This is a genomic window from Pseudogracilibacillus sp. SO30301A (assembly GCF_037072025.1).
Lineage (GTDB): Bacteria > Bacillota > Bacilli > Bacillales > Amphibacillaceae > Pseudogracilibacillus.
Genome location: NZ_JAXHDD010000001.1, coordinates 1 through 13,839, shown reverse-complemented (window position 1 = coordinate 13,839; position 13,839 = coordinate 1). Strand labels below are relative to the sequence as shown.

Here is a 13,839-nt window from a genome sequence, read left to right as displayed (position 1 = left end):
AAATGTAGACAAGTTACAACTATTGGACAGTTTATGGATTTTGAGACAAAACTTTTTTTAGAAACAGTCTTATTTATTTACATATTAATATCAATGATTCGTTAGAAAGGAATATGACATGACACAATCAGTAACTTTAATAGCAACTAGCGCAATGGGACTTGAATCAGTTGTAGCAAATGAAGTAAGAGAGTTAGGATACGATCCAAGAGTTGAAAATGGAAAAGTTATCTTTGAAGCACCAGTTTCTGCAATTCCAAGATGTAACTTATGGCTAAGAGTTGCTGATCGAGTAAAACTATTAGTCGGTAAATTTACGGCGGAAACATTTGATGAATTATTTGAAGCAACCAAAGCATTACCATGGGAACACTATATACCTGAAGATGGTTCCTTTCCCGTATCAGGAAAATCACATAAGTCTAAATTATATAGTGTTTCTGACTGTCAAGCGATTGTTAAAAAAGCAATAGTTGAACGACTTAAATTAAAGCATGGTATTGCCAATAAATTACCAGAAACAGGTGCTTTATATAAAATTGAAGTAGCTATTTTAAAAGATAAAGCTTTACTTACACTTGATACGAGTGGTGTTGGTCTACATAAACGTGGATATCGAGTAGGACAGGGGGAAGCTCCGTTAAAAGAGACACTTGCTGCAGCGCTTGTTCTATTAACAAACTGGAAAGCAGATGCCCCGTTAATCGATCCATTTTGTGGCTCAGGTACCATTCCAATCGAAGCCGCTTTAATTGGTCAAAATATAGCACCAGGATTTAATCGTGAATTTGCATCAGAAGCTTGGAAATTTATTAAAAATAAGTTTTGGGATGAAGCTTTAGAAGAAGCAGAGGATATAGCAAATTATGAACAGCAACTTGAGATTGTTGGTTCTGATATTAACCATCAAATGATTGAGATTAGTGTGAAAAACACGATGGAAGCTGGATTAACTGATTTAATCACTTGGAAGCAGATGCAATTACGTGATTTAACTTTAAAGCAAGATAATGGTTATATTATCGGAAATCCACCATACGGGGAAAGAATAAAAGATGAAGATTATGTTGTCCATTTATATAAAACGTTAGGGGAAATAATGGGAACAAACGAAACATGGAGCGTTTATATTTTAACTTCTTATAAGGAATTTGAAAAAGTGTATGGAAAACAGGCAACAAAAAGAAGAAAATTGTTTAATGGCTTTATTGAAACTAATTATTATCAATATTTTGGAAAGAAAAATTCATAAAAAAGAAAAAATCAGTAGGGATTATAGATGGTAGAAACCATCAAATATAAAAATCCCTACTGATTTTTAATTAATAGTTCTCATAATTCGGTTAAACGCCTTTTCGCGATCGAAGTCTTCACCCATTGTAAATTGTTCTAACAAATTATCATCTTCATCCAAAAAATAAGTGTATGTGGAATGAACGATTTCACCAGATCCCGGGTCACGATATAAAAATCCTAAGGCATCCGCAATCTTTTTCGTGTTCTCTTCGCTTCCTGTTAAAAAAGTCCATCCATCTTCCGAAGAAGTTACTTCAAATCTACTTGCATAGTCTCGAAGAACCTCTGTTGTATCACGTTTTGGATCAATCGTGATTGTAATAAATTCAACCTCATCACCAAAAACGCCTTCTTTTTCTAATTCATGTTTTAGCTTGGACATTTCCAGTGTAGTTACTGGACATACATCAGGACATTGTGTGTACATAAATTCAATCATTTTTACACGTTTTGGCATATCAGTAAAATCAAACTCTTCACCAAATGCTGTTTCCATTACAACGTCTTTTGGTAACTCAGCAGTACCTGGACGATATACTTCTAAATAATAAACGCCAGCTATTATTCCTATAATTAATATACTAATAAATCCAATATAATGCTTTTTAGTCATTTTATTTCCTCCAAACAAATGAAGAGGGGGGACTTAACCCCCTCAATTTTTAAATTACCATAATTTAAAGCCTTTTGCTCCTGGAGGGGCACTTTGAATAATATCAATAAGTGGAATTGTGTAAGCAAATAAAATTAATGCGCAAGTAATTCCAATCCATAAAGGCCAATTTTCAAAGACTTTGGATGGCTTTTCTGCTTTTTCACTAGGTTCTGCAACCGGAAACTCTTCTTCACCTTTAGGGGCAAAAAATGCCAAGTATACAAAAATAATGATCATTACAATCATTCCTAGAAACAGAATCGATCCGCCGATTGCTTGTGCCATTTGATAAGGCCCCCATGCTGCTGTATCAGCATTGCCAGCATACTCCGAATAAGCGGAACGACGCGGACCACCAAGAAGTCCTTGCCAATGCATTGCAGCAGACATAATCGTCATACCTACCGTCCAAAGAATCGTTTGTACAATAGCCCACTTATTCATTGTTTTTGTAAATATTCTTCCTGTTAAGGAAGGGATTAACCAATAAGCAATTCCAAAGAAGGTTAACATTACAGTCGTTGCAACTGTTAAGTGAAAATGTCCTGTTACCCAAATGGTGTTATGAACAACTTGGTTCATTTGGTTCGATGCGTTAATAATTCCGCCGGCACCACCTGGAATGAAGAATAGCATTCCGATAAAAGGTGCTAAAAATCTAGCATCTTTCCAAGGCATTTTCTTAAGCCAACCGAATAATCCTTTTGCCCCTAGTTCACGCCCTCTAGCTTCAAAGGTAGCAAACATAGAGAATGCTGTCATCATGGAAGGTATTACGACAACCATTGTTAAAATTACTTGAATAAATTTCCAAAATGGATCAATTCCTGGTTCCGTTAACTGATGGTGGAATCCAACTGGGATTGAAAAGAGTAGCAATAAAATAAACGTAAATCTAGCCAATGAATCTGAGAATATTTTTCCGCCGATAATTTTTGGCATAATCGCATACCACATCATGTAGGCAGGAAGGAGCCAAAAATAAACGAGTGGGTGACCAAAATACCAGAAAAGGGTACGGCTTAACAGAACATCAATCGTCTCCACCCAACCTAATGCCCAAGGGATCATTTGGAAAACAACAGTAATGGCTACACCAAGTGAAGCGATTTGCCACATTAGCATAGTTACCACACCCATAAAGCTAAGTAAAGGTGTTTTTTCTCCTGGATTTTCTTTTCTGAAACGTGCATGACGTTTAAACATTACAAACCCATCTAACCATGAGCCAACAATGACAAGTGCTAATCCGATATAAAATAAGACATGTGCTTGTAACGGTGCATAGAATGTAAACAATACGGTAGCTTCATTAAGTAATATCATCGTTGCGGCTGACAAAGTTCCGACTAACATCATCCAATATCCGATCCAAGCAATCGTTCGTTCTGTCTTATTAAATCCACCAGTCGTTTTACTTTGAGAAGCTAGCATAAATCCTAAAATAAAGAATGTAGTTAAAACAAGACCTAAGACAACGCCATGGACTGTTAAAATTTGATAATAACTAATTCCAGCCGGAAGAGTTATTGCTCCAGAACGTTCAAGCGTTTGAATGAGCCCCATCGTAGCACCAACTAATAATGCAGTAAAGGCAACATACATATGGGCCATGACTAGTTTGGAATCACCATTAGGTAAACTTTTTACGGCTTTATTCATTATTCAACCACCTCAATCGTCGCAGACATTAAATGGTGACCTACACCACAATATTCGTTACATACGAGAGTATAGGTGCCTGCGTTTTTAAATGTATTTGTATACGTACTTATATATCCAGGCTCTAACATCATATTGACGTTAGTTCCAGCAATCTCGAAGCCGTGAATTACATCTGTTGTTGTTGAAGAAATGTGTACAGTAGCTCCTTTAGGAATTTGTACTACTTTATCGTCTGTCCCTACATCATAATTAAAAGCAGATGCTACGATTGTTAGTTGGTACTCATTGTCCCCAATTTGTTTTAGACCAGGTTCTTCAAAGAGAGCATGTTCCCTTACTCTTTCAGGATCTAATGTAACAGCACAACTTGGTGGCTTGCTTCCCATATAAAATGCGCTTACTCCTACTACTATAAGAAAGAATAGTAGAGTTGCAGAACCAAAGTAAATCCATATTTTTTCATATTTATGCATATTCATAGGTTGTTACTCCTTTCTCGTTAACGAATTATAAATAAAGTCCAAACACCTAACCATGAAACGATAATAATTAATCCTAAAAATATTACAGATACAAGAGAACCACCTAAATTAATATCTTCATGTTTTTCAGGTTCAACTTGCCCCTTTTTTCCATTCACTTCTACTGGCCGCTCCTTAAGTTTTAGCGCCATTACTATCTCTCCTTTCACAAAGATTAAACAGTAAAAATAATTAGAGTACTATTACAAGAGGGAAGCAATTAACTAGTAATAGTTTTTTGCTCTATACTAATCATACACAATATAAAGTACTTAAAAAGGCGTTACAACAACGTTTCACAATTTATTCAATATACGTAAGAAGTGCAAACTTACTATACTTTCCAAACACTTTTGTTATAAAAGTATGTGAAAGAAATGTGAATATAAAGTGGATAAAACGTTACAAACATCATAAACTAAGCTAAAAAGGTGAGACATATGGTTTTTGTTGGCTCGGTAGGATTAGGTATTCCACCCTATCATTTATCACAAGAAGAAGTAAAAAACTTAATGAAAGATATTTTTATTGAAAAGAAGGTTAAAAAGTTACTGCCTGTATTTGATAATGCCAAGATTAAACGGAGGCAATTTGTGGTGGATACAGAATGGATAAAACAAAATAATTCTTTCGCAATGACAAATGATCGTTATGTTACATACGCAAAAGATTTATCATTAGAAGCAATTGATTCATGTTTGAAAAACAGTGAATTATTAAAACATCCTATTCCATATGATGCAATAGATATGATCGTGTTCGTATCAAGTACAGGGATAGTAACTCCATCATTAGACGCTTATTTACTTAATGATCGTTCATTTAGAGAAGATGTAGTTCGAATGCCTTTATGGGGATTAGGATGTGCAGGAGGAGCAATGGGGCTTTCACGAGCCTACGAATGGATTCAACTACATCCTGATAAAACAGCTCTAGTTATTTGTTCTGAATTATGTAGTTTAACGTTTCAAAAAGTGGACAACTCGAGCAGGAATATTGTGGGCACCGCATTATTTGGTGATGGAGTTGCCGCAACTTTATTAATTGGTCCAGATTCCCCTTATTTAATACATTTACCTACAAATAAACTGCAAATTAAAGGGACTAGTACATTTACCAAAAAAAACAGCACGAATGTGATGGGGTGGAACGTTACAAATAATGGATTCGAAGTTATTTTTTCAAAAGGCATCCCTAAATTAGTAAAATCACTATGGAAAGAACATGTCTTAGAATTTTTACAGAAGAACAATAAAACTGTCGGGGATTTATCCGCAGTTATTGCCCATCCTGGAGGAAGGAAAGTATTAGAAGAGATGGAAAGTGCATTACGTGTTGATCACCAACTACTAAAGTATTCCTATAATGTCTTGGAGAATCATGGTAATATGTCTTCCGCTACAGTACTTTATGTTTTAGAAAAATGGCTTAAAGACTCAATTGATAAATCTTTTTCTAACAAAGAGGGAATACTAAGTGCACTTGGACCAGGTTTCAGTTCTGAATTACTTTTAATGGAGTGGATGGGGAAGTGATTTATTTTTACATCATCATTTTATTTATTATCGGACAAAGATTCATGGAACTATATATAGCAAATAAAAATGAACAATGGATGAGAGAACGTGGAGGATTTGAAGTAGGTAATGAGCATTATAAACTCTTTATTATTCTACATATTTCATTTTTTGTTTTTTTATTAATCGAGGTCAATTCCTTATTATTTGTCGATGAAATGAGCTTTAATATGTATTTCTTTATTATTTTTTTAATAGCGCAAATAGTACGTGTATGGTGCATTGTTTCACTCGGTAGATTTTGGAATACAAAAATTATTGTCATGCCAAAAGTTATCCTTATAAAAAAAGGACCATATAAATATGTAAAACATCCTAATTATGTGATTGTTTTTATTGAATTATTCGTTATCCCAGCAATGTTTGGTGCATATAAAACTGCACTGTTTTTTCCAATCTTACATTTACTTTTATTAGCAATTAGAATACCGAGGGAAGATCGAGCTTTAGGTCGAAAAATTCAATAAAAATAAATAGGAGGAACCTTAACAGGTTGCCTCCTTTGTTTTTTAGTTTTTTTATTAGTTTTTAGTTACGTTAGCTGCTTGTGGCCCACGTTCGCCTTCGACAATTTCAAAAGTTACTTCTTGACCTTCTTCCAAAGATTTAAATCCTTCTTCTTGAATAGCAGAGTAATGTACGAATACATCGTCTCCTTCTTCTAATTGAATAAATCCGTAACCTTTTTCTGCGTTAAACCATTTTACTACTCCGTTTTGCATGTAGTTAATCCTCCTAATTTCTTTCACGAAAACCGTGTTAATACAAAGAAAATAGTGAAAACGAAAAAAATAACTTCACGTAGAAGGTGGGATCACTACGTACCTTCTTCATGTGAAGTTACTTTTTCTAATGATTCCATACATCTTCTTTGCTTGTTTCCAATATAACTTGTTTTATAGCTCGAGTCAAGCGCTTCAATCATGAAAGCGTTATTTTTTCTTGTTAATTTATCCGTTTCGCACCTAAATATCGAGTTTCCCAATATGATTCATTGAGATTGCTGACCGAAACTCCTGAACTGCTTCCTGCATGAATAAAATCTCCGTTGCCTAAATATATTCCCAAATGGGAAGGACCGGCTTGATATGTTTCAAAAAACACTAAATCCCCAATGGAGGGAGAATCCACGGGACTTGAGAAATTCCATATTTCATTAACAGTTCGTGGTATGATTTTGTCTTGTTGCCCATAAACAAATTGAATGAAACCACTACAATCAAACCCATTTGGGGATGTTCCTCCCCAAACATATGGAGTACCCATGTATGACTTAGCTGTTTCAATTACACTTGTAGGACTCTGTTCAACAGCAACTTGCACGATTTCACTTTCATTACTGGATTGATCACGATCAACAGGAGTTTCTACTTCTTGCTCTTTAGATTCTTCTGTCACTGGGTCTTGTTCAATGGTGTCAACTAATTGTAAATTCTTTACTTGGTTTACCGCATCTTCTGTAAGCGGACCATATAAACCATCAACAGTTCCTTTATAATATCCATAGAAAAAAAGAATTTCTTGAACTGTTTTTACATCCTCATACGAAGAACTAGAATTAAGAGACTGAATTATATGAGAAATATCATTAATTTCAGCTTTCTTTTCTTCATAAATCAACGCTTCCATTGTTTCTTTATCGGCACTTCCTGTTACTTTTATATCATTGGATGATTGAAATCCTTTTATTGCATGTTCAGTTAATAAACCGTAAACACCATCTATACCGTCGTTATAATGCCCTAATTTAGTTAATTTGTATTGTAAATTTCGTACAATTTTACTATTTTCACCGTATTGTAAACCTTCTGTTTCTGCTAAGAGTTTATCTTGTATCATCGGCTGTGCATCTATGTAAAATGCAAATGGTTGTGTGACAGCATACCCGCAAACAATTGAACTTTTCATTACTTTTTCAACTGTATTCACACGCATACAAAAAACTCCTTTCTTATGTTGCTTCTGTCTTATTTTTATGTAGTTGTCATCCTAAACATACGTTACAATAGTTTACGTTTATGTTACAAACGTATATTAGTAATCAAACGACCGAACAATTTATATTTCTGTTGTTTAAACTGTTTTCAAAAACTAAACTCATTATTTCCATAAACTTCGACATAAAAAATGAATTACATGATGAACCTTTTCATGGACTTCTGATCTGACAGACATATAAAAGATCACTATGTGACCGTTTTTCATGATTCCTGATCTGACGGGCACACAAGTAAAATTATTCTTTATGAACATCCTCTTTATGGCAATTTAGCGACAAAGGGGACAGCGGGAAACGCCCCAGCTAAATACGTTACAGTAGCCTTCAATTATGTATTAGAGTCAGAGTCCTTTTCCTTTCGTCATTCGTTATTTGATTGGAAGGTTTTAGTATGTCTCAGTCCTTATTGTATGTTACAATAAACTTCTATTTGGTATAATTCTAAGCGATATTACACTTTCACGAGGTGAATGAACGAATGAATAATGAACAAGCTTATTTACAGTTATGTGAAGAAATATTAGCAGAGGGTAACGTAAAAGAAGATCGTACAAATACAGGTACATACTCGCTTTTTGGAAAGCAAATACGATTTAATTTACAAGAAGGATTTCCTCTTTTAACAACAAAACATGTTCCATTTCGACTAATAGCAAGTGAATTGTTATGGTTTTTAAAAGGAGATACAAATATTCGTTATCTATTAGAACATAATAATAATATCTGGAATGAATGGGCTTTTAAAAAATGGGTGGAAAGTGATGCATATGAAGGGCCAAACATGGAGGATTTTGGTAACAGGAGTCTTGTAGATAATGAATTTAAAAAAGAATATGACGAACAAATGAATGTTTTTAAAGAAAAAGTTTTACAAGATGATGAGTTTGCACAAAAATATGGGGATCTAGGTTTTGTCTACGGGAAACAATGGAGAAAATGGGAAGCTGCCTCAGGTGAAACAATCGACCAACTAGCAGATGTTATTCATTCAATCAAAACAAATCCAGATTCCAGAAGACATATTGTTTCCGCATGGAACCCAGAAGATATTCCACAGATGGCTTTACCTCCATGCCATACATTATTTCAATTTTATGTTGATAACGGAACATTGTCATGCCAATTATATCAGAGGAGTGCCGATATATTTTTAGGGGTACCATTTAATATAGCCAGCTATGCACTTCTAACACATTTAATAGCGTTTGAATGTAATTTAAAAGTTGGTGAATTTATCCATACATTTGGCGATGTTCATATTTATACCAATCATTTAGAGCAAATAAAGATTCAATTAAGTCGTAAACCAAAAGATTTTCCTGAATTGAAAATAACGAATAAAAAAGAATCAATTTTTGATTATGAAGTGAAAGATTTTGAAATAGTCGGATATGATCCACATCCAGCAATAAAAGCCCCCGTTGCAGTATAAAAGGAGAATATAGAAAATGATATCTTTCATTGTAGCAATGGATCGCAATCATGTTATTGGATTTAACAATCAGATGCCGTGGCATTTACCAAATGATTTAAAATTCTTTAAAGAAACAACTACTGGTCATACAATTGTAATGGGTAGAAAAACGTTTGAATCTATTGGAAGAGTATTACCGAATAGAAAGCATATAGTTTTAACAACAAGTAATAATGATTTTCCGGATGAAGTCGAGGTTGTTCAAGATATTGAATCCATCATCCAATTAAGTAAAGCAAATAATGATGAAGAACTATTCGTCATTGGTGGAGGAAACATATTTAAACAATTACTTCCGTATGCAGATAACTTATATGTTACTTTGATTAACGAAACATTTGAAGGTGATATATTTTTCCCGGAGATTTCAATGGAAGAGTGGGAAGAAGTTTCGAAAGAAAAAGGCATACAGGATGAATATAACCCTTATGAATACTATTTTATACAATATGTACGTAAAAATAGGTAAAAAGTCAATTTATTGTTTTAAAAAGTTTATTCGATTATAATAAAATTATGAACTATTTATGTATTTTCAACTAATTTAGTCGTAAGGTTATGTTTTTATCTTTATAATGATTACTGTAATGATACTAAGCAAACAAAATTATTTATGAGGTGAAATGGATGGCACAGATCGGTGTACCAAGTTTAATTTTAATATTGGTTGTTGCTTTATTAATTTTTGGACCTAATAAACTACCCGAAATCGGGAAAGCAGCAGGAAATTCCTTGCGTGAATTCAAAAATGCAACAAAAGGCTTAATGGGTGATGAAGAATCTAAAGAGAAAAATGATAAACAAAATTCTTAAATCTAATAACGAAAGAGGTGTAGGGGACGGAACCTTACATCTTTTTTATGATTAAACAATAAAATATCAGTCTTTAAATTAAAAAGGGGTGAGACTATGTCTAATCCTAATACAGACAAAGAAATGAATATTGTCGGCCATTTATCAGAATTAAGAAATCGCCTCCTAATTACAGGGGTTTGTTTTATTGGTTTTTTTATACTTGCATTTATATATGTAAAAGATATTTATTATTTCTTTGAAAATGATATAGATTTTAAATTAACAGTTACTAGCCCTGGAGATATAATTTGGATCTACTTTTCTATTGCCGGGTTAATTGCACTTGTAGCTACATTACCAGTATTGAGTTTGCAGCTTTGGTTATTTATTAAACCAGGTTTGACAAAAACTGAAAGAAAAGTATCACTATCTTATATTCCTGCTGTATTTTTGTTGTTTGTGCTTGGGCTTGTATTTGGTTACTTAATGTTTATAAATCTTATATTGCCTTTTCTTTTATCATTAAATAACGGGATGTTTAATGAATTATTTACGGTTGAAAAATATTTTAGATTTTTGATGACAGTAACTATACCATTTGCTATTTTATTTGAAATACCAATCATATTAATGTTTTTGACAAGTCTTGGTGTTGTAACGCCTCAATTTTTAAAAAAGACGAGAAAGTATGCTTATTTCATACTACTTATCGTGGGAGCTTTAGTTACCCCACCTGATGTTGTTCTACAACTTGCAGTTGCAATTCCTTTGTTTATTTTGTATGAAATTAGCATTTATTTAACGAGTATTGTTTACCGAAAAAAACAGCAAAGACATATAGAATATATGGAGAAATAAATTTCGATCAAATAGTTGTTTAACTACGAAATATCGACAAGTTTTCCTATGGACTGTATAAATATTGCAAAAATTTGCGGTTACCCGGGAAATGGTAAGAAATTAAGAAAATATTTTTTAGAAAAAGATTCAGATTACTGTCAAAAGCAACTCATATATTCGGAATACTTTCTGTTAGAATATAGGTAAGATGTGTATTGGGAGGATTGACAATGACTGAAGTAAATCTATTTTTAGCCTTTGGGGCAGGATTCTTATCTTTTATTTCTCCTTGTGTCTTACCGCTTTTCCCTGCATTTTTATCTTATATTACAGGCATGAGCGTAAGTGAAATAAGTGAAGAAAATAAAATGCTTACGAAAAAAAGTATGTTACACACGATTTTATTCTTATTAGGATTTTCTAGTGTATTTATCATGATAGGTTTTAGTGCTACATTAATATCTGATTTCTTTAAAATGTATCAAGATATTATACGACAAATTGGGGCCATTTTAATCATTTTCTTTGGTCTCGTTATCGTTGGATTACTTAATTTTAAATTTTTAATGAAAGATAAAAAAATTACATTTAAAAATAGACCAGCGGGATTTATCGGCTCTTTTTTTATTGGAATGGCTTTTTCAATGGGATGGACGCCATGTACTGGTCCAATTTTAATGGTTGTATTAAGTCTAGCGGCTACTAATCCAGAGCAAGCGATGCCATTAATGATTAGTTATGTTCTTGGTTTTGCAATTCCATTTTTAGTCTTATCCTTTTTCGTTGGAAAATTAAATATTGTGAAAAAGCACAGTATGAAACTTGTAAAAATTGGTGGCTATATTATGGTTTTCTTTGGTGTTGCTTTATTTTTTGACTGGATGACTAATTTAACTTCACTTCTTTCAGAATGGACTGGCTTTTACGGTTTTTAAGTTTCTCCTTTATTTTACAAGAATAATTGACTACAATAGGGGTATATGCATTTTAAGGGGTTGCATTACCATATAACTAATTTCACTTCCAGCAATACCGTAATTCTTTTGTTAGGATTCGATGTTTATTATTATGAACAGGCCATTCTTTCACCAGATGGAGGATTTGTTGTTGTTTACATGCCTCAGCTTCGGGTAATAGAAAAGCTATAATTCCATTATGCTTAATATCTGCTATTTTCACTAGATTAGGTGCATTATTATTTGGTGGATTGTTCGGTTTTCAATTTCCCTTCATAGGTGAAATTAAGCTTGCAACAGCTATGATATTTGATCTTTTTAGTTTACTGCAATTTGTTTGGATCAATGGTGTTGATCATTTGTACAATAGCTGAGAACGTGCCTAAGACAAAAAGATATGAGGGAAGAAAGATAGTGACAAAAGTACTTATCATTGACGTTGCTAAATTTTGAGGATGACATTAGCAAATTTGTTTAAAGAACATCAATTTAATGTCGTTGGTATGGCTGAAAACGGGGAAGAAGGGGTTAAGCTTTATAAAGAAACTTCTCCAGATATTGTTGCCCTTGATATTACGATGCCTGTCATGGATGGATTACAAGCTTTAAAAGAAGAAAAAACTTTTGATCCAGTTGCTAAGGTAATTATGTGTTCGGCAATGGGGCAACAAAAACTTGTTGTTAAAGCAATAGAGCTAGGTGCAAAAGACTTTATTGTCAAACCTTTTGATGAAAAACGAGTTATTGAAACAGCAGTGAATCAAATAGTACATACTGCAACTTAGACCTACTTAAGACTTAAGCTGGGAGTTGAATGAAATAAATGTCGTTTGCAGGATTAAATCATACTTTTTTACTTATCGCCAGTACGATAATTGCATTATTTATGGCGACAGCTTGGAATTTTATCCGTATTAAATCGTCAAGAAAACCAATTAATGTAAAAAATATAATACTACCACCTATTTTTATGAGTTCTGGAGCATTAATGTTTATATTTCCCGAGTTCCGTTTAAATCTTTTTGAAATACTCGAAGCTTGCATTATCGGAATTATCTTTTCATTTTTTCTTATAAAAACGACAAAATTCGAGATTCGAGATAATTCAATATTTCTTATTCCATCGAAAGCATTCGTTTTTATTTTATTCGGGCTATTATTCATTCGTATAATAATTAAATTAATCATTGGAAGCACAATTTCATTTGGAGAAACAAGTGGAATGTTCTTTTTACTTGCACTATCAATGATAGTCAGTTGGCGGATCGCTATGATAGTTAAATATAAACAATTAACAAATAAGTTAAAATCTGAGTAACTTTTGATCGTTAAGAATTAGGCAACTTCTAACAGGCAAAAAACATACGCAAGTTTAAATGATTGCTATTAAGGATTGTTTTGTTTGAGAAAATAGGTATAGTCGTAATTGTTACGGCTATACCTATTTTTCATTGGTTGAAAAATCAATCGCACTAATGCAATTATCAAATATTTTAATTCGTTGTTATCTTTTTTTGTTTACTTTCTCAACGTTATGAGTAGAAGGAAGATTATTTCTACTATGGTTCTACAATTATCAACTTAACTGTAAAGCAATTAATTGATCGTATTGCAGAAAGAGTCGCAGAGTTAAAAACGAAATATGAAGATGTGCATCTCATTCGAATGGGTGAAAACATGCATCGTGAATCAGATAAAATAATAATTAGAGCTGAATCAGTTGGCAGTGGTTACGATGAAATTAATCTTGCTGGTTTCCATCCAGGCTTTATTTAAATCAACGTAACACGTTCAATAACTCGAAGCTTTAACATTAATTGGAATCGAATCAATATGTAAACCAAAATCTGTTTCTACTCATTTAAATGGCAGTAATAATTTGGAAGAGATGGATATAATGATTGAAAATTTTACTCCAGAACAGTTAAGTGCTTGTTAAGCATTTATTAGACTGACAGTCGTTGCTCACGTTTATGCGAAAGTATCGGAACATAATAGTAGGCCGTAATAATAAAGTTAGTTTTAAAGACTTCCTAGAAGTACTTGAACAGAAAAAACTTT

15 protein-coding genes and 1 pseudogene are annotated in these 13,839 nt (G+C 33.1%); 10 read left to right on the top strand and 6 right to left on the bottom strand.

Annotated elements, in window-relative coordinates; all coding sequences use genetic code 11:
* The first annotated feature begins 118 nt into the window (after positions 1 to 118).
* Positions 119 to 1,252: a THUMP domain-containing class I SAM-dependent RNA methyltransferase gene (locus SPD89_RS00080; RefSeq protein ID WP_336259904.1), complete on the top strand. Its 1,134-nt coding sequence runs from the start codon at positions 119 to 121 to the stop codon at positions 1,250 to 1,252.
* 66 nt (positions 1,253 to 1,318) lie between these two features.
* On the opposite strand, the gene SPD89_RS00075 is transcribed toward SPD89_RS00080, so the two are convergent.
* The 4 genes from SPD89_RS00075 to SPD89_RS00060 are packed head-to-tail and all read right to left on the bottom strand — an operon-like array spanning position 1,319 to position 4,289.
* Positions 1,319 to 1,909: an SCO family protein gene (locus tag SPD89_RS00075; protein WP_336259903.1), complete on the bottom strand. Its 591-nt coding sequence runs from the start codon at positions 1,907 to 1,909 to the stop codon at positions 1,319 to 1,321.
* 54 nt (positions 1,910 to 1,963) lie between these two features.
* Positions 1,964 to 3,613 carry a b(o/a)3-type cytochrome-c oxidase subunit 1 gene (locus SPD89_RS00070; protein ID WP_336259902.1) on the bottom strand — a complete coding sequence of 550 codons (1,650 nt, stop codon included), beginning with the start codon at positions 3,611 to 3,613 and terminating at the stop codon, positions 1,964 to 1,966.
* Positions 3,613 to 4,095 (bottom strand): cytochrome c oxidase subunit II, encoded by a 483-nt coding sequence (locus SPD89_RS00065; protein WP_336259901.1) that lies wholly within the window; start codon positions 4,093 to 4,095, stop codon positions 3,613 to 3,615. Before SPD89_RS00065 ends, SPD89_RS00070 begins: the two co-directional genes overlap by 1 nt.
* A 20-nt stretch (positions 4,096 to 4,115) precedes the next feature.
* Positions 4,116 to 4,289 carry a cytochrome c oxidase subunit 2A gene (locus SPD89_RS00060; RefSeq protein ID WP_336259900.1) on the bottom strand — a complete coding sequence of 58 codons (174 nt, stop codon included), beginning with the start codon at positions 4,287 to 4,289 and terminating at the stop codon, positions 4,116 to 4,118.
* Positions 4,290 to 4,577: 288 nt separating this feature from the next.
* Between SPD89_RS00060 and SPD89_RS00055 the strand changes: the two genes are divergently transcribed.
* The gene (locus tag SPD89_RS00055; RefSeq protein WP_336259899.1) at positions 4,578 to 5,672 is read left to right on the top strand and encodes a type III polyketide synthase; all 1,095 of its coding nucleotides are present in this window, start codon (positions 4,578 to 4,580) and stop codon (positions 5,670 to 5,672) included.
* Positions 5,669 to 6,181 carry an isoprenylcysteine carboxyl methyltransferase family protein gene (locus SPD89_RS00050; protein WP_336259898.1) on the top strand — a complete coding sequence of 171 codons (513 nt, stop codon included), beginning with the start codon at positions 5,669 to 5,671 and terminating at the stop codon, positions 6,179 to 6,181. The genes SPD89_RS00055 and SPD89_RS00050 overlap by 4 nt, the downstream gene beginning before the upstream one ends.
* Positions 6,182 to 6,235: 54 nt before the next feature.
* Here the strand turns inward: SPD89_RS00050 and SPD89_RS00045 are convergent, their stop codons facing one another.
* Complete coding sequence (locus SPD89_RS00045) at positions 6,236 to 6,436, bottom strand: cold-shock protein (RefSeq protein ID WP_336256708.1); 201 nt, start codon at positions 6,434 to 6,436, stop codon at positions 6,236 to 6,238.
* Positions 6,437 to 6,659: 223 nt separating this feature from the next.
* Positions 6,660 to 7,649: a C40 family peptidase gene (locus SPD89_RS00040; RefSeq protein ID WP_336259897.1), complete on the bottom strand. Its 990-nt coding sequence runs from the start codon at positions 7,647 to 7,649 to the stop codon at positions 6,660 to 6,662.
* 542 nt (positions 7,650 to 8,191) lie between these two features.
* Here SPD89_RS00040 and SPD89_RS00035 point away from each other — a divergent pair.
* The 7 genes and pseudogenes from SPD89_RS00035 (at position 8,192) to SPD89_RS00005 (ending at position 13,096) form a co-directional block, all read left to right on the top strand.
* The gene (locus SPD89_RS00035) at positions 8,192 to 9,145 is read left to right on the top strand and encodes a thymidylate synthase (protein WP_336259895.1); all 954 of its coding nucleotides are present in this window, start codon (positions 8,192 to 8,194) and stop codon (positions 9,143 to 9,145) included.
* Between the two features lie 16 nt (positions 9,146 to 9,161).
* On the top strand, positions 9,162 to 9,656 hold the full coding sequence (locus tag SPD89_RS00030; protein WP_336259894.1) for a dihydrofolate reductase: 495 nt from the start codon (positions 9,162 to 9,164) through the stop codon (positions 9,654 to 9,656).
* A 158-nt stretch (positions 9,657 to 9,814) separates the two neighbouring features.
* Positions 9,815 to 10,000, top strand: coding sequence for a twin-arginine translocase TatA/TatE family subunit (gene tatA, locus SPD89_RS00025; RefSeq protein ID WP_336259893.1), 186 nt, complete (start codon positions 9,815 to 9,817; stop codon positions 9,998 to 10,000).
* 96 nt (positions 10,001 to 10,096) lie between these two features.
* Complete coding sequence (gene tatC, locus SPD89_RS00020; RefSeq protein ID WP_336259892.1) at positions 10,097 to 10,840, top strand: twin-arginine translocase subunit TatC; 744 nt, start codon at positions 10,097 to 10,099, stop codon at positions 10,838 to 10,840.
* Positions 10,841 to 11,052: 212 nt separating this feature from the next.
* Positions 11,053 to 11,757, top strand: coding sequence for a cytochrome c biogenesis CcdA family protein (locus SPD89_RS00015; protein ID WP_336259891.1), 705 nt, complete (start codon positions 11,053 to 11,055; stop codon positions 11,755 to 11,757).
* A gap of 435 nt (positions 11,758 to 12,192) precedes the next feature.
* Positions 12,193 to 12,563 (top strand): annotated as a pseudogene (locus SPD89_RS00010) (response regulator).
* 38 nt (positions 12,564 to 12,601) lie between these two features.
* Positions 12,602 to 13,096, top strand: coding sequence for a CcdC family protein (locus tag SPD89_RS00005; RefSeq protein WP_336259890.1), 495 nt, complete (start codon positions 12,602 to 12,604; stop codon positions 13,094 to 13,096).
* Positions 13,097 to 13,839: the final 743 nt, after the last annotated feature.